Below are 19158 nucleotides of genomic sequence, written 5' to 3' on the forward strand. Positions count from 1 at the left end.
GGATGATATAGATAAAACTCGTAATCAAGGAGAGAGAAAAGCATGGCTAAAAAGGAGTTGCAGACTTCGGTAAATACCAGGCATATCCCTTCGGGGAAAAGCTGGCTCGGGTATAACTTGTCCAGAATGAAAAGTCAGCGCCAATTGATGTGGATGTCATTCCCCTTCATTGCGTTTATTGCTATTTTTGCATATGGGCCTCTATGGGGCTGGCTCATGGCTTTTCAGAATTACAGACCGGGCATTGGTTTTATGGAGCAGGATTGGGCAGGACTGGATCACTTTCGAACGTTATTTACAGACCCGACCTTCTTACGAGTCATTCGTAATACACTGGCGATGAGTCTGATCAGTCTGTTTCTGGGATTTGTCGGTTCGATTGGTCTGGCGCTCTTGCTCAATGAACTGCGGCTGGTTTTGTTTAAACGTGTCGTGCAGACCGTTTCTTACCTACCACACTTTCTGTCGTGGATCATCGTGACAGGTATCGTTGCAAATGTATTGTCAACGGAAAACGGGATTGTGAATGTGCTGATGACCAAGCTGGGGCTGATCGATACACCAATTAATTTTTTTGCCGAACCGAAGTACTTCTGGGGAATCGTTGGTCTGTCGAGCATGTGGAAAGAGATCGGCTGGGGCACAATTATTTATCTGGCATCTATGGCTTCGATTAATCCAAGTTTGTATGAGGCAGCGTCCATCGATGGAGCAGGTCGTTTTCGCAAAATGTGGAACGTCACGCTTCCGAGCATCAAACCAACCATCATTATCCTGCTGATTATCAACGTGGGTAACGTACTGAATGCAGGCTTTGAGATTCAATATTTGCTGGGGAACGGACTGGTGCAGGATGTATCCGAGACGATTGATATTTTTGTGCTGAAATATGGGATTAATCTTGGAAACTACTCACTTGCCACCGCGGCAGGGATCTTCAAAAGTGTGGTCAGTCTGGTGCTCATCTTTATCGCCAACGGGATTGCCAAATCTCTTGGGGAAGAGCGGTTGATATGATAAGGGGGCAGCGCTGTGAATCGAATTAGCGGAAAACGAAGCTTGGGTGACTCTATTTTCTCTATCACCAATGGCATATTTATGTTGCTTGTTATGGTTGTTACGTTATATCCTTTTTTAAACACCATTGCCGTATCTTTCAATAACGGTCTGGATACGATTCGCGGGGGGATCTATCTATGGCCGAGAGAGTGGACGCTGCAAAACTATGTTTCCGTGTTCCAAAATCCACATCTGACCCAAGCGGCATTTATTTCAGTTGCCAGAACGGTCATTGGAACCGTGGTACAGCTCTTCTGTACAGCCATGCTGGCTTATGTACTGAGCCGTAAGGAATACATGTTCAATAAGTTTGTCACGACACTCTTTGTGATCACGATGTATTTCAGCGGCGGCTTGATTCCTGGCTACATGTTGATCAAACAAGTGGGACTGCTGAACAGTTTCTGGGTTTACATTATTCCCGGACTGATCGGGGTATTCAACATGATCGTCATCCGTACCTATATTCAGGGGTTATCCGAAGGACTGATTGAATCAGCGAAGATGGATGGTGCAGGAGATTTCCGCATCTTTATGCGTATTGTGCTTCCGCTCTCTAAGCCAGTGCTGGCTACGGTTGCACTCTTTATTGCCGTAGGTCAGTGGAACTCCTGGTTTGACTCCATGCTCTATACGGCAGGCAACCGCAATTTGACCACCCTGCAATACGAACTGATGAAGCTGTTATCTTCGGCAACGTCACAAGGGGGAACGGTCAATGTGGATCAATACAAAAATGTGACCAATATGGTCACCCCCGTGTCCATTCGGGCAGCCATTACCATCGTGACGGCCATGCCCATTGTTGTGCTTTATCCATTCTTGCAAAAATACTTTGTCACTGGACTCACCATTGGAGGGGTAAAAGAATGAACAATGTTAATCAAGGCGAGCAATGCACGTTTAATAATCCGATTATGCCTGGGTTTTATCCAGACCCGTCTGTCTGCGGGGTAGGGGAAGACTTTTATCTGGTCACATCCACGTTTGCCTATTTTCCTGGCGTTCCGATCTTTCACAGCCGTGATCTGGTTCATTGGAAGCAGATCGGCAATGTGCTGGATCGTGAGTCTCAGCTTAATCTGGAGGGCGCAGGGCATTCGCAGGGGATTTTTGCACCGACGCTTCGGCATCATGAGGGGCTCTTTTATATGATTACAACGAATGCGACGCATGGTGGGAACTTTGTTGTAACCGCTACCGATCCGGCTGGGCCATGGTCTGATCCTTATTTTATTGAAGGTGCGGAAGGCATTGATCCAACGATTTTTTTCGATGAAGACGGCAAAGCATACTATTTAGGTACACGGCCTTGTTCGGAAGGTGTCCGTTACAATGGCAACTGGGAAGTGTGGCTACGTGAGCTGGATCTCGGTAGTATGAGGCTGGTAGGAGACAGCTATGTTCTGTGGCGTGGGGCGATGGTAGATGTGATTTGGCCAGAAGGACCGCATTTGTATAAAATCGGCGAGTATTATTACCTGATGATTGCCGAAGGCGGCACAGGTCTGAACCATGCGGTTACCATTGCACGCAGCAGCAGTTTGACCGGCGGTTATGCCGGTAATCCGAATAATCCGATTATTACCCATCGTCATATGGGCAAGCATTATCCAGTAATCAATGTAGGCCATGCGGATTTGGTACAAGCTCCTAATGGAGAATGGTTCATGGTGATGCTGGCTTCCAGACCATACGGCGGTGGGTTCAGTAATCTTGGCCGGGAGACATTCATTGCTTCGGTGGAATGGGAGGATGGCTGGCCAGTCGTCAATCGGGGGCTGGGTAAGCTGGAGGAGCAAGGTGTGCTGAATCTGCCAGCAGCGCCAGTAGCACCGGATTTGCGCTGTGAACACTTTGATACCGATCATCTGGGCTTGCAATGGATGTTCCTGCGCAATCCTCAGGAGAACTTGTACTCGTTGACCGAACGCAAAGGTTACCTGCGCCTGAAGCTGAAACCGCAAACATTGAAGGAACTTGAGAATCCCAGCTTTGTCTGCGTACGGCAGCGGCATATGGATTATGTCGCAGCGACTGCGATGGAATTTGTGCCGCAGCATGAATATGAGACAGCAGGTCTGGTGGTTATCCAGAATGACCAGTATCATGTGCGGATCGAACGGGCACGTGAAGGAGACAAGCAAGTACTGCGGGTGATGACATGGCTTGGTGGTGAGGAAACACAGGTTGATCAAGTTGTCCTGGACGGGGATGCTCCACGTGTATACCTCAAGATGGCGGCGCTTGGACAACAGCTCAGCTTCTATTACAGTACAGATGGAAGTGAGTACCATCTGGTTGCAGGACAAGTGGATACGACCAGCTTGAGCACGGAAGTGGCTGGCGGTTTTGTTGGGTGCTGCATCGGCATGTTCAGCAGCAGTAATGGTAAGTCTTCTGATCAGGTTGCCGACTTTGACTGGTTCGAATACGGTTCGTACAATTAAACTCTCATTGAAGGAGAGATTGTATAATGAAAGCTGCAAAAACCATCCTGTCGAGTGTATTAGCGATAGGAGTCATGACAACTTTGTCCGGGGTCTCTCAAGTATCAGCTGATCAGGGTAGTAAGATGACATCATTAACTTCTATAAAATCTGCATCGGTAGAACCCGATTTGTATCAAGAAGTTCCCAAATTCCAAAAAACGTTAAGTAAGAACAAAGTGATCTGGAAAGGGAAAAATATTGAATTAATCGTAAACATCGTAGAGGAAGAAAACGTCCCTGCATCAGAATCCAAAGTAATTCGTTCTATTGTCATTTCTAAAGGAAAGATGAAACAGAAAATAAAAGCTGATGATTTGGGAGAAAAATGGCATGAAATAATACGTGTTGTTGATTCAAATTCAGGTAATTGGGTGGCTGTGCAGGCAGCAAAAAGTGCCGGTAATGCTGTCATTCTTGTGAACCTGAAGACAGGTGAATCCACGATTTTAAATGATCGCCTTGCAGAGGAAGGTAAGAAAGGCGTAGAGAGTATCACTTCATTTAACTGGTCACCTGTGGAGGATAAGCTCGCGATTTCATACGGGAATACGGAGAAGAGTTCACTAGCCATATACGATGCGAAGAAAGGCTCTTTTGAGTATATACCGCGTACAATAAACTATATCAGTACAGGGGTTATCCTTTGGCACAAAAACGGGAAATCGTTCGATTACATTAGTGAGTACCCTTCCGATCAAATGAGTCTTTTTATATATAATACAGCAGCCAAAAAGGTTAAACCGATCAAAAAAATGACTCGAAAAGAATTTCAACAATTTATGAAGCTGGACAAATAGGTCCAGGATTAATTAAGAAGATAAAATGTTTAAGCGGCCTTAATCCTTTAATGAATGGGGAGTAAGGCCGTTTAATGCTTTCTGCAAGCGTTCGTAACTGCATAAACCATGCATTCCTTCATGTCTTCTGAAGCTTTTTCATGAATTTGTATTCAAGTCGTGCTCAGTAGGGATTGCAGAGGTATGTCCAATGATTGATGCTACGCATTCCCGCAGGTATTGACCCGGTTTACATCCAAAATTTCGTTCACATCATGTGCTTCAAATTGGTCAAGCAGAGCGTCCAAGCCATGCTCTAGCTTGTGTTCAAGCTCTTCCAGATAAATGGGGAGGATCGCATAGAAGTGCACAGTATGCCCATCTCCCATGTCCAGTGTGAGGAAATCCTCGTCAGTCTCCAGCGGAGGCAATACGATAAAGGCACACATATCTGTATTGTTGGAAAATGGCGTTGGCGGGTCGCCATTGGGCACCGTATGCCCCCAACTCAGCCAGGTGTCATAGTCATGTGGCAGTCGGGCCATCGTTTTCAACCATCGGATCGGCCAGTAATTATCGGGTTCCTCTAGTTCTTCCTCTAATAGAGGCCAATCCGGAGGTAAACATATCATCAGTTCTGCATACTTATAATCCTCTGCATCTCCAGGCGTGTTCATAGGCAAGGCACTCATGCCTGTGGTATACAATGTGTAATAATTGCGTTCTGGTGTTGGACGAATGAAATGAACATCAATATGAACTTGGTCTGACACCAGCTCATGGAACACGGATTCGGCTTCGCCGAGATATTTGTCCGCGTGTTTCTCAATACGTTCCAGCCATTCGTCTTCTGCGTAAGAAGTGGATTGCCACTCACGATCCATATCTTTATGCCGAAGAATAGGGACGCCAGAGGGAGAATATTCGGATGAGTTGGACATGCTTACCGCTCCTTTGTACAGGAAAGTGGACTTGCTTTTTCATCATATCATATCGTGTGAATGGAAGTCCGGACTTCGTTCTATGGTATGATAGGAACATGTTGATGAGTTCGATTGAAGGAGCAAAGGGTATGAATCAGAGCGTACAACAGTTCAAAGCCGATTTCTTCAAAGCACTGGCACATCCGATGCGCATTCGCATTTTGGAGTTGCTGAGCGAAGGAGATAAAAGCGTCAATGAACTGCAAAGCATTCTTGGAACGGAAGGTTCTGCGGTATCCCAGCAGCTGGCTGTACTGCGCAGCAAAAATGTAGTACAGGGCATGAAAGAAGGTACTACAGTCACCTACTCCCTTCGTGATCCGCTGATTAAGGAACTGCTGGCCGTTGCCAAGCAGATCTTCGATAATCATCTGGTCGATGCGATTTCGATGCTGGAGGATATACGTAAAGACAATTGACACAGGAAACAGGAGCGACCGTAAGTTTGCACGGAGACTCTTGTTTTTTTGGGTTGTCATTAGGGTGCGGGAGTATAATCCTCGGAAATTGTGATATTTGCATTTGACAGGGCATATATCAGGGAGTAGTGTTCTAATTATATTCAAATATTCAAATATATGAAGAAAAGAAGGTTATGGGGCATGAGAGGCATCGGGAGATATGCGGGGTATCGAATAGCTGATTTTCGCAAGGATCTGATATCGGGACTGATTGTAGGTATTATTGCGATTCCTTTAGGGATGGCCTTTGCCATTGCCTCTGGAGTCAAGCCGGAATATGGATTGTATACCACCATTATTGCAGGTATTCTGATTTCACTGCTGGGCGGCTCCAAATTTCAGATCGGTGGTCCGACCGGGGCATTTATTCCGATTCTTTTTGCTATAGTCATGCAGTATGGTTATGAAAATTTGCTGATTGCTGGCATGATGGCTGGACTGATGCTCATTGTTATGGGGGTATTCAAACTCGGAGCATTAATTAAATTCATTCCAAGACCCGTGACGATTGGCTTTACAGCAGGCATCGCTGTTTTGATTTTTAGTGGACAGATCGTGAATGTGCTGGGACTTACGGGTGTCACGAAACATGAGGATTTCTACTCCAATATGAAAGAGATCGGGATGCACATCGGGACGATTAATATATACAGTTTGCTGACAGCGGGGGTGTGCCTGGCTGTTCTTCTGCTTGTGCCGAAGTTTGCACCTAAAGTGCCTGCTTCCCTGCTGGGTCTGATATGTTCCACCGTTGTTGCAGCCGTCTTCTTTAAAGATCAGGTGGCTACGATTGGCTCCTCCTTCGGAGAGATTCCGGGGAATTTACCTGGGTTTCATCTGCCGGAGATCACCTGGGAACGTATCGTAAATTTACTACAGCCTGCTTTTGTCATTGCTATGCTCGGTGGTATTGAATCCTTGTTGTCTGCCGTTGTCGCCGATGGTATGACGGGCAGTCGCCATAACAGCAACCGGGAATTAATCGGGCAGGGTGTTGCCAACCTTGTCACACCACTTTTCGGTGGTATTCCTGCCACAGGAGCGATTGCTCGTACGGCAACGAATATCAAATCCGGTGCGGTATCTCCATTGTCGGGTGTAATTCACGGTGTTGTTGTGCTGCTTGTCCTGCTTTTGTTTGCACCGTATGCATCCCATATTCCGCTTGCCAGCATGGCACCTGTTCTGATGTTAGTAGCCTGGAATATGAGTGAGCGGAAATCTTTTGCCCATGTATTGCGAACCAGAACAGGGGATTCGCTTGTGCTGCTTTTGACTTTTCTCCTTACTGTATTCACAAGCCTTACGACTGCGGTGGAGGTGGGATTGATCCTGGCGGTCATTCTATTTGTGAAACGAATGAGCGAGATGCTGAAAGTGGCCAAGGTACTGCCTGATCCGGATCATAAACATGAGAAGGTCATGGCTCACATGGTACGGGAGGGACATGATTGTCCACAGATCAGCCTATACACGATTGAAGGGCCGTTATTTTTTGGTGCAGCGGATATGTTTGAAAAATCGGTTATGGATTCACTTCCGGAGCGTCCAGGCATGCTCTTGTTGCGCATGGGGAAAGTTCCTTTTATCGATACAACGGGAGAGGCTAATTTGGCGAGTTTAATCAAGCATTTTGAACGTTCGGGCGGGATCATACTGTTGTCGGGCCTTCAGGAGCAGCCACTCGAAATGCTGAAACGAACGGGGTTGCTGGAACGGTTAGATCCGGCACATCGGTTTGAACATACGGGAGAAGCTATTACTTATGCATTAAGGCATCTGAACGAAGAGAAGTGTAAGGGATGTAAACATTTTGCGTTTCGGGAGTGTGCAGCTTTGTCTGGTTCTGGGTTGGAAACTAAGCTTGAGCAGCAGCAAAAGTGGAAAGTCGTAACCGCTAAAGCGGCTCCTTAATAAACGTTCCAATAAATTCCTTTATGATATATATTAAGTATATTAATGATATATCAGACAGGAAGGAACTTGACTATGTTTAATCATGCAACGGCTTTACGTTCGGTGCTAAATCCGGCATATCTGGAGTGGGCATTGCAAGCACATTATGATATCGGAACGTGGCAGGAATGCAGGTTTTGGCTGCGAGGTTTGAATGATACTTACCGCGTAAGCACAAGCACAGGAACTTATATATTGCGTATATATCGTACCGAGGTGGCGGAAGCGGATGTTCGTTATGAATTGGGTATGTTGACTGCACTAAAAGAAGGTCTCGGTTCGAGTGTGCATACAGAGGTTGGAGGCTTTATCCCAACGAAAGATCAGACCGGGTATACGATGCTGGATGCGGCTGAAGGAAAGCGGGCAGCTGTGCTCTTTCACTATATTGATGGAACAGAAAATAATCTGGAGGATGAGGATTCCTGCTACGCTTTTGGCCGGTCTGCTGCTGAACTGCACCAAGCTATGGATGGGATTAAGTTGGAACAGGAGAGAGAACTTGCTTCGGCATCAGTAACGGAGTTGGAGTCAGTACATGCAAGGTTTAAACTAGATACGAAATTTCTCATCGATGAGCCGCTTGAACGAATTCTGCGTTACATCGGAGAGGGTTGTGAGGAAGCAACATTTCTGCAAACGTTTGCTAACGTATTAAAAGAAAAGATTTTTACCATCTCCAGTACCGGGCTGGATTATGGTTTGTGTCATGGCGATATGCATGGAAACAACAATGTGTTTGAGCAGCAGGAACGCTTCATCCATTATGATTTCGAATGGGCTGCTCCGGGATGGCGTGCGTATGATTTGGCCCAAGTGAAGATTCGGAAACGGCAGTCGGGTGATTCGGAGCAGAAACAAAAGCTATGGGATGCGTTGATGAAAGGATATCGATCCGTTCGGAGCTTTACAGATGCAGATGAACAGGCGGTCGACCTGTTTATTATCGCTCGCAGGTTCTGGGTGATGGGTCTGGATGTGGCCTTTATTGATAGTGATATGGGTGCGCTGGATTATGGCGAGGATTGGTTGAATGACTTTATTGAGGAGTTTCGTGATACAGGTATTGTATAGTGAACTAATCCATATGTAATAAAAAGTAACTGTCCTTAAAAAAACGATTATGCAGGTTTACTCGCATAATCGTTTTTTATTTACTTGTTGGTGCTAAATATGATCAATTATTATAGCAATATTCAATTTTGCACTACCAAAATCAACTATGATTGAGCGGAAGAGGCAGCTGTTGCAGCTGCTGCAGCGGCTGCTGCCGACATGGCGGCTTGCTGAGCGACGATAATGTTGGTAATCGTTGTAGACATGGAAGATGTAAGGATCTCATTCTGTAGACTCTCCACGTGTTGAAGTGCAGTCAATGCAGATGAGAACAGCAGCAACTCCTGTTTGTTTATAGACCACGCCCCAAAACCCTGTTGAGTTCTTAACCAGTCATATGTTTCAATAACCTGATCTACCAGCAAGTCGATCTCTGCTGGCAATAGTGCAAAGAGTGCGAGTGAAGGCAATGTGTACGTCTTATCCATCCGAAGATTCCTTGAACGGAAAGCCTCGCTTAAAGCCAGCAAACGATCACTGGCCTGAGATTCGCCATCCCCGATAACGAGAATGTGTGTTAAGGTCTGCACGCTGTTTTTCGCGGAAAAATGAGGTTTTAACTCCCGATAAAGCTGCTCCATATGCGCGATAGCAGTGTCCACTTCAAGATCCGAGAGGGATAACATCGCTGTGAAAATATAGTCATCATGTCCTGTGAGGAAGGGATGCTCTTTTTTCATACGATCATAGAATGCTTTGGCACGTTCCACGGTATGCTGAAATTGATCAGGCGGCACTTGAGCAGCGATCTGATAGGCAGCCATCACCAGGTAGTCAGAGTTGCGGAACTTGATTTCTTTCATCAAGTCGTGGACTTGAATCGTATGTTGCAGTCTTGTAAGTTGGTCCGTTGTCAGAGAAAGCATAGCTGCAAAATGAAAGGAAGAAGGGCCCCTAAATGCAGAGAAACGTTTGGTGTGCTGCTTCATTAAGTCGTTGCTTTGCTGAATGGCTTCTGGATCTATACTTTTATTCTCCACTACATATAGCAACGCCGCCAAACGGCGCATGATGGGATTCTGCCATTTGAATGGTTTCTTGAGCATCAGGGTGTTAGAAACGAATAATTCGGCTTTTTCCAGCAGTTGTGGTTGCATGTGCAACCCTCCTAATGATTAGTAATGGTTATTTCAACATAAGGAATATTAAATGAATCAGTGCAATGCATCCCATGGGATAGATCAACGATCTGGAGAAACTATTTTTAAATTCGTTCTGAGGATGCTTTTCGAAAAAGAAGTGTAACACGGTATGTATGATAAAAAATACATCTAGTACCCAGAATGTTATGGTCTGATAGGAACTGAAAAGAAGCGAGAAGATGATCGTGTACAGTGGAAGATGAATCCAGGTGAAATATGTATATGCTTTTTCTGCTTCCATATCTTTTAATACGATAAACAATTTCCATTCGGATCGTCGGATGGCATCCATCTCATGCAGTAGAAACAGGGAAAGGTTAAACAGAAATAAGATCAATAACAAGCTTGGCATCTTTATCCTCCTCATTTAATTTTCATGGATCGGTTGGTAAAGGGCATAAAAATCATACGTGACTTCCACTGTAAAAGTTCCGATAACATTAATAAAAGTGCTACTCGTATCACAAAGAAATGATTGAATATTTGAGCAAATTTTGACATATGTACCTGTGAGTGCTTACTTCCTCATAATCCATATTGTATTTCTGCTTCACATCTCGTACAATTTGATGAAGTAATTCTGCATTGCGTTAATGTGAGCGAATTGAAGTGAAATGACAATTGGAAGCTGTATTTAAGAAAAGGGGAGAATCACTTGGAATCAAAGGAACTATCGAGAGGGCTAAAACCCCGCCATGTTGAGCTGATTGCGCTCGGCGGTACGATTGGCGTGGGGTTGTTCATGGGATCGGCAAGCACGATCAAATGGGCAGGTCCGTCCGTGTTACTGGCCTATTTGCTGGCCGGGATCATTATCTTCTTTGTTATGCGTATTATGGGGGAGATGTTGATTCAGGAGCCGGTGACCGGTTCGTTTGCAACATTTGCTCACAAATATATCAGCCCGCTTGCCGGGTTCTTAACAGCCTGGAGCTATTGGTTCCTATGGGTTACGGTGGGCATGGCCGAAGTTACGGCAATCGGGATTTATGTGGGTTACTGGTTCCCGGATATCCCACAATGGATTCCTGCGCTCATCGGGGTATTCATTATTGCGGCTGCCAATCTGGCAGCAGTTAAGTTCTATGGCGAATTCGAGTTCTGGTTTGCGATGATTAAGGTAACCGCCATTGTGGCGATGATTGTTATCGGAACAGGTCTTATTTTCTTCGGATGGGGTAATGGAGGACAACCGATCGGTTTGTCTAATCTAATTAGTCATGGAGGCTTCTTCCCCGGAGGAATCAAAGGATTCCTGTTTGCACTGTGTATCGTAACAGCTGCTTATCAGGGCGTTGAAATGGTCGGAATTACGGCCGGAGAAGCAGAAAATCCGAAACATACACTGCGCAAAGCGATCAAAAATATTGTGTGGCGTATTCTCATTTTCTACGTAGGTGCGATATTTGTGATCGTTACGTTGTATCCGTGGAACGAGGTAGGGGAGACCGGGAGTCCATTCGTACTTACCTTTGCCAAAGTCGGCATTGTTGCAGCGGCGGGCATTATTAACTTCGTGGTGCTGACAGCAGCGATGTCGGGATGTAACAGCGGGATCTACAGCGCAGGACGGATGTTGTACACACTGGCAGAGAACGGACAAGCGCCTGCCTTTTTCAAAAAGTTGTCCAAAGGCGGGGTTCCCCGCAACAGTATCGTAGTGACCATCTCTCTTCTTCTGATCGGGGTTGTACTTAACTATCTGATGCCGGATTCGAAGCTGTTCCTGTACATCTACAGTGCAAGTGTATTGCCAGGCATGGTGCCTTGGTTTGCACTGGCGTTCAGTCAGTTCAGATTCAGAAAGCGCTGGGGGAAGGACCTTGCGGAGCATAACTTCAAGTCCAAATGGTTCCCCATCAGCAATTACATTATTATTGTGTATCTGATTCTGGTCATTATCGGTATGGCCTTTAACCCGGATACACGTCTGCCGCTGATTGTGGGCGCAACGTTTATGGCGATTGTAGTGGTTGGTTATTATGTATTTGGCATCGGCGGCCGTCAGACCAAAGCTAACGATCCCAAATAAAAGGCAACAATGATGATGCACTTCTTGAACATACCCAGTGACTCGCAAAGAGTCCGTATGTTGAAGGAGTGCTTTTTTCAGTTTAAATACCGGGCAACTCGGTTACAAAGGAAAGAGTGAACCTTTACACAGATGAAATTCACAACACATACATTTGAACCGAGGAGGAACCAAACATGGCTACGCAAGATCAGCATTCGATTCAAGATCCAACGACACAATATCCGAAGGCAACTCCGGAGTGGAAACAACAGCAGGATGAGCCGGGATTGCAGCGTGAGATGACTCCTGTTCCGGATTGCGGTGAAAAAACGTATAAAGGTAGCGGCCGTCTAACCGGGCGTAAAGCGGTTGTTACCGGTGCGGATAGCGGGATTGGCCGGGCGGCAGCCATTGCTTACGCACGTGAAGGAGCGGACGTTGTACTCTCCTATCTGCCGGAGGAAGAAGCGGACGCCAAGGAAGTCGTGCAATTGATCGAGGAAGCTGGCCGAAGAGCTATTGCCATTCCGGGCGATCTGAAGGATGAGAAATACTGTGAACAACTGATTGAAACGGCAGTCAAAGAACTCGGTGGCATCGATATTCTGGCTAATGTGGCGGGAAAACAGCAGTTTGTTGAGCAGATCGAAGATCTAACGACAGAACAATTCGATGCTACGTTCAAAACAAATGTGTATTCCATGTTCTGGCTTAACAAAGCAGCGGTCAAACATATGAAGGCAGGCGGCTCAATCATCAACACGTCATCCATTCAGGCGTACAAGCCATCACCGATTCTATTGGATTATGCAACAACAAAAGCATCCATTAATACCTTTAGTAAAGCGCTCGCCCAGCAAGTCGGCAGCAAAGGTATTCGTGTGAATGTTGTCGCGCCAGGGCCGGTGTGGACACCATTACAGATTGTTGGTGGGCAGCCTGTAGAGAAACTGGCTGAATTCGGCAACAATACACCGCTCGGCCGGGCAGGACAGCCTGTCGAGATGGCTCCGGCGTACGTATTTCTGGCCAGTCAGGAGTCGAGCTATGTGAGCGGAGAGACCTTGAATGCCAATGGTGGTACAGTTAGTCCATAAGCGATTCATTCACGGGATTATGGATAGGGACTAGGCTGTTGGCAGCCTCATCAACTTTTTAACTGGTTACGTTATCTTGTTATTGTCAAGAAAAAGGGACAAAGCAGTCATTCCGCTGCTTTGTCCCTTATGCATGTCCTGAGCGAGGTATGCTCCAGACATTATGATATTTATGAAGCAATGAAGCGTATTAGTTCTGTTCTGGCTTGGTTTCCAGTATGACATAGCTACCTAGTGTGGCAAGCTGAGCATTATCCAGGAGGGCTTCATTTACAGCAGTCAATGCTTCGCCTGCTGCTGTCATCAGTTCGTCCGAGTCAACCGGTTTGGCAAAACGAAGAATGACCGATGTCTCTCCTTTTTTCAGATGTGCCTCGGCCTTGCTCTTATAATCGTTAATTGAATCGACTTCAAGTTTGTTCTGTACATAATAATCATTGGCGTCACTTTCGCCCTTAAACAACCCGAGTTCAGAATCCAGCCAGTAGTCTTTATCCGCGATCGTTTTCTGACTTGCAGCTGTCTCATCATTGGCGTTGTACAAGAAATAAGGAATTCCGGAGTTGGTCAAATTATTGGTTGCATCAACGTTTAACCACTCGTCTCCGATTTTCACCTTGTTCCATGCATGAGGTACGCCGCTAGAGGCTCCCGTAACCACGATACTCTCCAAACCGGACAGATCCGAAAGCAGCTTGTATACAGAAGCATAACTTGCGCATACGCCCACACCTTTAACGAGAATACCATAGGTGGTAAATGAGTCGTTATATTGTGCATCAACGTGTTTAAAGTTGTTTTGCTCTGCATTTTCGAGTGCAGCATCATCATATTTTGCATTGTCGTTCAAATAATCGTAGATGGCTTTGCGTTTCTCGTCATCGCTCATGCCTTGTTTAATAATAGTGGAAACAACCTCTTTGGCTTTGGCGATAATTTCGTTTTGTTTTCTCTGAATGTCTGCAGCCGACTCTTTGTAATAGATCGAAAGGGTTAGTGTCCCGTAGTTATATTCGAAGCCTTCTACCCCAAGAATCAGCGGATTCTGGTACATGACTTTCAAGACAACATCCGAGAGTGTTGTGAAATTTTGTGCTTCAGGGAAAGCTTTCAGTGAGATGCTGTCCTGAGCGGCAATTATATTTTTAGCCAGAACTTCTTCCAGCGCAGAATCTGCGTTAATGAATTCATCACCTGTAGCCGGCTCGGGCACGATCTCCTCATTGCCTTGTTCCACATTTTGCTCGGTATTAGATTTCTGCTCATCTATAAGGTTTTGCTCAGATTCTGGATCTGCTTCTGCACCTGCACCTGCACTTGTATTTGTATTTGTATTTGTATTTGTATTTGTATCTGTATCTGTTTCAGGAGCAGATGTCTCTTCCGAAGGATCGCCCGCAGATTCACTCGCCGTTTGATCGGTAGCTTCGCCGCTGGTAGTATCATTGTTCTCTGCTGCAGAGGCTGAGTCCGATTTTTCTTCTACCACTGGTGGTGTGTCATTGTTGTTAATAATGGTTGGTACATCCGGTGCAGGTACATAAGGTGTATTATTTTTAGGCTCTACGAATCCGTTACTGGAATCGGCCACACGTTGCTGTGTCAATTGATCCAGATCTTCCTGAGTAACGTTCTCTACGCGGACGTAGCTTTTAAGTGCCGATCCCTTGACGTGGAAAGGGATATTAGTTTCATTAAACTCTGAAATCTCTACATTAGCCGCATCATAGACAATCGTTTCACGTGCCAAGGAGCCGTCATTATACTCTACTGTTATTTTCTGAGGCAGTTCGTTGACGTTTTTCAATTTGTTAAGATAGAGCTGCTCTTTCATGGTAGAGGGTAATTGCATTGCAAGCGGGGCCGTAGCTACTCCGTTACTAAAGTTAGATTCTTTGCCGTTCCCGATTGCGGTGACGTAGTATTCACCTTTAAGTCCAAGATTTTGATGTGATGTAATTTCACGATGAGTTCCGAGTCCGCCACGCCCATCTTTCATAAAGTCATTAAAGGTTGTTTCGGTTGTTGTCGTGACAAACAAAGGAATAGCGTCATCATAAGCACTCTCTGCCCCTGCGAGAGGTAGATTCGTATTATCAAAAATGTTACCTTTAAAATCTAATCGCTTATATATTTTGTACCCGGTTGCACCATCAACCTGATCCCAGACCAGCTTGAATCGTCTGTCTTTGTCAATCTCATATCTCAGTTTAGGTACCGGGAGTTCGGACTTTACCGTGAAAGGTATAATGATGGGTTCATCAAGCAAAGTGGGATTCTCTGCATCCGGATCATAGTTCAGACGAATGTAGTAGATTGGAGCACCACCCCAGCTACTTTGGCCCTTGGTTCGCATGGAATCGGAACTCAGAACACCCCAGCCCATTGGCCTTACGGAAACACTATTATCCTTGTAATCTACCAACCAACGTACTCTACTGGCTTTAAGGCCTTTAATATCGGTATGTACTGAAATGATATCATTGGAATAATAATCTATTTTACTCATATCACCTTTGAACTTAAACGTAAATTCTTCATCCTGCGCTACATTATACATAGGCATAATTGCTTTTTCCGAGGCTGTGCCATACTTTTCTTTCAAGCTTAAAATGCTGGAGCCTTGTTTGGGTTCATTTGACTTGTTATCGGGTGTGCTGCTTTCCTGATCATTACTCTGGCATCCAGCCAGTAGCAAAGTAAGTGCAAACATTATCAAAAATAGTCGTTTCATGGTACACCGCTTTCTACTTTTTCTGGGTAAAACTCATTTTCAATCCTCTTACCGCGTAAACCTCCTATTATTTCCCTAATACTTTGCTAGTTTATGGTCATATTGGACTATTGTCAAGGCGTAAATAGAGAGTTTGTAGACCTATTCATAGGTATAGTGGCACGTCATTTTTATATAAAAACGATGATAGAATGGTTCAATCGTAGTGGATATAATCAAGAATAGAGAATAACCTTGGAGGACTCACCTTACATGATTGCTTAAGGCAATAAAGTATATGTGTGTTGGCAACAATAGGAACCTAGCTGAGTGTTATAACCAATAACCAATAACTAAAAAGCAATAAATCAAAAGCGATAAGTAAAAAGGAATACGTAAAAAGGAATACGTAAAAACAGGCTTTCCTTAGTATGATAAGGGAGGCCTGATTGTTATAGCAGCAATTAACCGCGTGATGAAGCTTTACTATGTATAATTTTTAACCCTGTACCAATACGAATAGGCATCGGTGTAACCCAATTTTGCATAAAGTCGTCTTGCGGGTGCGTTGCCCTCGACGACTTGCAGATAACTTGAAACAGCACCATGGCTTTTTCCCCAATGCAGCAGGTGCAGAATCATCTGTTCCGCCAGTCCGCGATTGCGATAGGTCGGATCTGTAATGATGTCATGGAGTCCAATGAATCCACGTTCAACCACACCAAGCCCACAAGCCACTATACAACCGTCAATAGACAGTGTGATGAATCCCGTTATTGCACGGACATTGAATAACATCTGTGTCATGGTTGCTCTGGATTCTTCGTTGGCCCCATTCAAACGGCAAAAATGACTTAACCATCTGTCCGTTAACTGTTCTTCAATGTGCACTTCCAGATGTTCAGGAACTTTCAGATCCTTAAGATCTCGAAGTTGTATAAGGGTTCGATCCACAACGATATAACCTTTATCCTGCAGAAGCTGATCCAATTCGCTTGGCTGAATGAACGGTGTAATTTTAAAAATGGTATGTAACTGGTTAGACGTGTAGATATTTTCACAAACCTCAATCTTTTCATGCACATCCAGAGTAGAAGCGTAAATCGGTTGAACAGAGTTGGCACGTTTCGAGTATCCTTTGGCAAAACGTAGCACCCAGCCGTCATACAGTGAGGTTGATAAAGGTTGCCAGTGGTTGAGCGTTAATTCTTCAATTAGACGAAATTTATTTTCTGTTGCATACATGTGGCTTATCCTCCTAACATAGGATATAGACGATATAATGATTTGATTAAATAATATTACATAAAGATGTATAAATATTCAATATGGATTTTTCGGATGTTATTCATCTGAATGGTATAATCAACAAAGAGCTTAATTTACGGGAACGGAGTACACCAAACATGATTAACATCGAGATTCAGGGACAAATGATTACATGTCATATCGAATTAGGCAAACGAAAAAAGGCGTCCGTCACTATGGATTTGCCCTACATGGTCACGGTTAAGGCACCAAATGGCACAAGTGAGGAAGTAATTCGGCAACTGATTATGCAGTATGGAACTGAGATTATACAAAAATCTGCCCGAATGAAGCAGGTGCTGGACGGTCCCCAGGCCAAGGAATACGAGAAGGAGGGCAAGGGAGCATTCCTGCTGTTTGGTAAAGCCTATGCCTTACATGATTTAATTTCGGTAGAGGGATTTACGGAAGAGGAGCTGCGTGCGAATCTGAAAAAGTTTTATTTTGCCGAATGCAAACGCATAATAGGTCAGCGAATTACACGTTATCAGCAGGAACTGAAGGTGAAGCCAAAGTCGATCGACATCGTGGACTCGCCTACAAAATGGGGGAGCTGTAGCTGGGACAAAAAACTGACGTTTAATTACCGCCTTGCCATGGCACCACTAGAGGTCATTGATTACGTCATTATCCATGAGCTGTGCCATATTCATCATATGAATCATGACCGCTCGTTCTGGAGGCGGTTAGGTAGCATTATGCCAGATTACAAGGAAAAAGAAGATTATCTGATGCGTAATGGAAGGGCCATGACGTTGTAGAGTCCAATTAATTTGAAACAAAACAGGCTGAGGTTGCTGTTTTCTCAGGAGATGATCAATACCCACCACAAATTGGCTGTACAATTTAAATTATACCAGCATACAGACACTCAGACGAGTGTCTTTTTTGTTAGAATCTTTTCAACTTCAGCAGAAGAATATGATCTGATGTAGTACAATAAAACCGATACTACTCGCCGCGAACGACGTTAACCTGCGTGGCGGAAGGAGGGCAAGATGGATCAAAACATACAGCATTCGGAGCTAGTGAATGAATATATTGCTGCATTTCCCGTGGATGTGCAATTGAAATTACAGAGGTTACGGCAGATCATTCGGGAAGCTGCTCCGCTCGCTGAAGAAAAGATTAGTTACAAAATGCCTACATATGCGCAGCATGGGAATCTGGTTCATTTTGCCGCGTACACAAAACATATCGGGTTCTATCCTGCACCCAGCGGTATTCTTGTATTCAAGGAACAGCTCTCCAGGTTTAAGGGAGCAAAGGGCTCCGTGCAGTTTCCACTCGATGAGCCGTTGCCAGAGGAACTGATTCGCCAGATTGTTGAATTTAGGGTACAAGAAAACGTGGGAAATGCTCTGGAGAAGAAACGCAATAAAAAAGAATAGATTGGGAATTCGTAATGGGTGAAAGGAATATACGGATGAATAAATGTCTAATTGTACTTGATGTTCAGCAGGGGCTAATCAATCTAAGAGATGTGTCGACAACCGTGGAGAAGATTGAATCGGTCATGGCCGTGTTTGAGCAGATGAATTGGCCCATTGTTTTTACCAAACATATTGATGAACAGAATGAAGAATCCTCACTCTATTGTAGGAAAGTAGATAATCTGGAGATTGTTGTGGATACCAAACAGCATCTTGTCCTGGAAAAGAACAAACCAAGTGCCTTCAGTAATAGTGAATTGAAAAATTGGTTATGCGATCAGCAGGTAGAGCATGTATTCATCGTTGGCTTTAACATGGAATATTGTTGTCTGTTTACTGCAATTACTGCTGAACACGAGGGATTCCAAGTGACGCTGATTGAAGATGCAGCAGGAACGGTGAATACAGAAGAAACGTACGAAATGAAGGGGCTGGATATACCTGATTTTATTGGTTCAATTCTCAATTGGTCAGGATGTATAGAGGTTCTATATACAGATGAGTTCAGGGATATCTATACCCAAGGTATTGAAAAATAGGATTTACAACAAAATCCGGATGAATGATCATCCGGATATTTTACTGTCCTTACCTCTTGCAAGAGAGCT

The 19158-nt window shown here is 44.8% G+C and carries 17 protein-coding genes; 12 read left to right on the top strand and 5 right to left on the bottom strand.

The window, feature by feature from the left end; all coding sequences use genetic code 11:
• The first annotated feature begins 42 nt into the window (after positions 1-42).
• The 4 genes from AC1VYS_RS04395 to AC1VYS_RS04410 are packed head-to-tail and all read left to right on the top strand — an operon-like array spanning position 43 to position 4348.
• Positions 43-1017 (top strand): ABC transporter permease, encoded by a 975-nt coding sequence (locus tag AC1VYS_RS04395; RefSeq protein WP_482913162.1) that lies wholly within the window; start codon positions 43-45, stop codon positions 1015-1017.
• Between the two features lie 15 nt (positions 1018-1032).
• On the top strand, positions 1033-1932 hold the full coding sequence (locus tag AC1VYS_RS04400) for a carbohydrate ABC transporter permease (protein ID WP_186375587.1): 900 nt from the start codon (positions 1033-1035) through the stop codon (positions 1930-1932).
• Positions 1929-3509: a glycoside hydrolase family 43 protein gene (locus tag AC1VYS_RS04405; protein WP_482913163.1), complete on the top strand. Its 1581-nt coding sequence runs from the start codon at positions 1929-1931 to the stop codon at positions 3507-3509. The genes AC1VYS_RS04400 and AC1VYS_RS04405 overlap by 4 nt, the downstream gene beginning before the upstream one ends.
• A gap of 26 nt (positions 3510-3535) precedes the next feature.
• Positions 3536-4348, top strand: coding sequence for a hypothetical protein (locus AC1VYS_RS04410; protein ID WP_482913164.1), 813 nt, complete (start codon positions 3536-3538; stop codon positions 4346-4348).
• Between the two features lie 200 nt (positions 4349-4548).
• Here AC1VYS_RS04410 and AC1VYS_RS04415 read toward each other — a convergent pair whose 3' ends face one another.
• Complete coding sequence (locus AC1VYS_RS04415; protein ID WP_482913165.1) at positions 4549-5268, bottom strand: suppressor of fused domain protein; 720 nt, start codon at positions 5266-5268, stop codon at positions 4549-4551.
• A 131-nt stretch (positions 5269-5399) separates the two neighbouring features.
• On the opposite strand from AC1VYS_RS04415, the gene AC1VYS_RS04420 reads away from it, so the two are divergent.
• The 3 genes from AC1VYS_RS04420 to AC1VYS_RS04430 all read left to right on the top strand — a co-directional run bounded on the left by AC1VYS_RS04420 (position 5400) and on the right by AC1VYS_RS04430 (position 8801).
• Positions 5400-5729, top strand: coding sequence for an ArsR/SmtB family transcription factor (locus AC1VYS_RS04420; RefSeq protein WP_482913166.1), 330 nt, complete (start codon positions 5400-5402; stop codon positions 5727-5729).
• Between the two features lie 183 nt (positions 5730-5912).
• Complete coding sequence (locus AC1VYS_RS04425; RefSeq protein ID WP_482914905.1) at positions 5913-7685, top strand: SulP family inorganic anion transporter; 1773 nt, start codon at positions 5913-5915, stop codon at positions 7683-7685.
• Positions 7686-7760: 75 nt separating this feature from the next.
• A complete protein-coding gene (locus AC1VYS_RS04430) occupies positions 7761-8801 on the top strand; it encodes a phosphotransferase (protein WP_482913167.1) in 1041 nt (346 codons plus the stop codon).
• A gap of 146 nt (positions 8802-8947) precedes the next feature.
• On the opposite strand, the gene AC1VYS_RS04435 is transcribed toward AC1VYS_RS04430, so the two are convergent.
• Both AC1VYS_RS04435 and AC1VYS_RS04440 read right to left on the bottom strand, forming a co-directional pair.
• The gene (locus AC1VYS_RS04435; protein WP_482913168.1) at positions 8948-9940 is read right to left on the bottom strand and encodes a DUF4003 family protein; all 993 of its coding nucleotides are present in this window, start codon (positions 9938-9940) and stop codon (positions 8948-8950) included.
• Positions 9941-9968: 28 nt separating this feature from the next.
• A complete protein-coding gene (locus AC1VYS_RS04440; protein WP_482913169.1) occupies positions 9969-10337 on the bottom strand; it encodes a DUF6713 family protein in 369 nt (122 codons plus the stop codon).
• A 303-nt stretch (positions 10338-10640) separates the two neighbouring features.
• Here AC1VYS_RS04440 and AC1VYS_RS04445 point away from each other — a divergent pair, with 303 nt between their 5' ends.
• Positions 10641-12017: an amino acid permease gene (locus AC1VYS_RS04445; RefSeq protein ID WP_482913170.1), complete on the top strand. Its 1377-nt coding sequence runs from the start codon at positions 10641-10643 to the stop codon at positions 12015-12017.
• A 176-nt stretch (positions 12018-12193) separates the two neighbouring features.
• On the top strand, positions 12194-13096 hold the full coding sequence (locus AC1VYS_RS04450) for an SDR family oxidoreductase (RefSeq protein ID WP_441929579.1): 903 nt from the start codon (positions 12194-12196) through the stop codon (positions 13094-13096).
• Between the two features lie 190 nt (positions 13097-13286).
• Here the strand turns inward: AC1VYS_RS04450 and AC1VYS_RS04455 are convergent, their stop codons facing one another.
• Both AC1VYS_RS04455 and AC1VYS_RS04460 read right to left on the bottom strand, forming a co-directional pair.
• Positions 13287-15809, bottom strand: coding sequence for a transglutaminase domain-containing protein (locus tag AC1VYS_RS04455; RefSeq protein WP_482913171.1), 2523 nt, complete (start codon positions 15807-15809; stop codon positions 13287-13289).
• A gap of 486 nt (positions 15810-16295) precedes the next feature.
• Positions 16296-17054 carry a GNAT family N-acetyltransferase gene (locus AC1VYS_RS04460; protein WP_482913172.1) on the bottom strand — a complete coding sequence of 253 codons (759 nt, stop codon included), beginning with the start codon at positions 17052-17054 and terminating at the stop codon, positions 16296-16298.
• 164 nt (positions 17055-17218) lie between these two features.
• Between AC1VYS_RS04460 and AC1VYS_RS04465 the strand changes: the two genes are divergently transcribed.
• The 3 genes from AC1VYS_RS04465 to AC1VYS_RS04475 all read left to right on the top strand — a co-directional run bounded on the left by AC1VYS_RS04465 (position 17219) and on the right by AC1VYS_RS04475 (position 19089).
• On the top strand, positions 17219-17878 hold the full coding sequence (locus AC1VYS_RS04465; protein ID WP_482914906.1) for a M48 family metallopeptidase: 660 nt from the start codon (positions 17219-17221) through the stop codon (positions 17876-17878).
• Between the two features lie 237 nt (positions 17879-18115).
• Positions 18116-18508 carry an iron chaperone gene (locus AC1VYS_RS04470; RefSeq protein ID WP_482913173.1) on the top strand — a complete coding sequence of 131 codons (393 nt, stop codon included), beginning with the start codon at positions 18116-18118 and terminating at the stop codon, positions 18506-18508.
• 35 nt (positions 18509-18543) lie between these two features.
• Positions 18544-19089, top strand: coding sequence for a cysteine hydrolase family protein (locus AC1VYS_RS04475; protein ID WP_482913174.1), 546 nt, complete (start codon positions 18544-18546; stop codon positions 19087-19089).
• Positions 19090-19158: the final 69 nt, after the last annotated feature.

The sequence above is a fragment of the Paenibacillus sp. G34 genome (assembly GCF_056856875.1).

Bases quoted from the DNA above. Each gene is read 5' to 3' on its own strand.
- AC1VYS_RS04395 (WP_482913162.1), top strand. From the start codon at position 43: ATGGCTAAAAAGGAGTTGCAGACTTCGGTAAATACCAGGCATATCCCT.
- AC1VYS_RS04405 (WP_482913163.1), top strand. From the start codon at position 1,929: ATGAACAATGTTAATCAAGGCGAGCAATGCACGTTTAATAATCCGATT.
- AC1VYS_RS04410 (WP_482913164.1), top strand. From the start codon at position 3,536: ATGAAAGCTGCAAAAACCATCCTGTCGAGTGTATTAGCGATAGGAGTC.
- AC1VYS_RS04415 (WP_482913165.1), bottom strand. From the start codon at position 5,268: ATGTCCAACTCATCCGAATATTCTCCCTCTGGCGTCCCTATTCTTCGG.
- AC1VYS_RS04420 (WP_482913166.1), top strand. From the start codon at position 5,400: ATGAATCAGAGCGTACAACAGTTCAAAGCCGATTTCTTCAAAGCACTG.
- AC1VYS_RS04425 (WP_482914905.1), top strand. From the start codon at position 5,913: ATGAGAGGCATCGGGAGATATGCGGGGTATCGAATAGCTGATTTTCGC.
- AC1VYS_RS04430 (WP_482913167.1), top strand. From the start codon at position 7,761: ATGTTTAATCATGCAACGGCTTTACGTTCGGTGCTAAATCCGGCATAT.
- AC1VYS_RS04435 (WP_482913168.1), bottom strand. From the start codon at position 9,940: ATGCAACCACAACTGCTGGAAAAAGCCGAATTATTCGTTTCTAACACC.
- AC1VYS_RS04440 (WP_482913169.1), bottom strand. From the start codon at position 10,337: ATGCCAAGCTTGTTATTGATCTTATTTCTGTTTAACCTTTCCCTGTTT.
- AC1VYS_RS04450 (WP_441929579.1), top strand. From the start codon at position 12,194: ATGGCTACGCAAGATCAGCATTCGATTCAAGATCCAACGACACAATAT.
- AC1VYS_RS04455 (WP_482913171.1), bottom strand. From the start codon at position 15,809: ATGTTTGCACTTACTTTGCTACTGGCTGGATGCCAGAGTAATGATCAG.
- AC1VYS_RS04460 (WP_482913172.1), bottom strand. From the start codon at position 17,054: ATGTATGCAACAGAAAATAAATTTCGTCTAATTGAAGAATTAACGCTC.
- AC1VYS_RS04470 (WP_482913173.1), top strand. From the start codon at position 18,116: ATGGATCAAAACATACAGCATTCGGAGCTAGTGAATGAATATATTGCT.
- AC1VYS_RS04475 (WP_482913174.1), top strand. From the start codon at position 18,544: ATGAATAAATGTCTAATTGTACTTGATGTTCAGCAGGGGCTAATCAAT.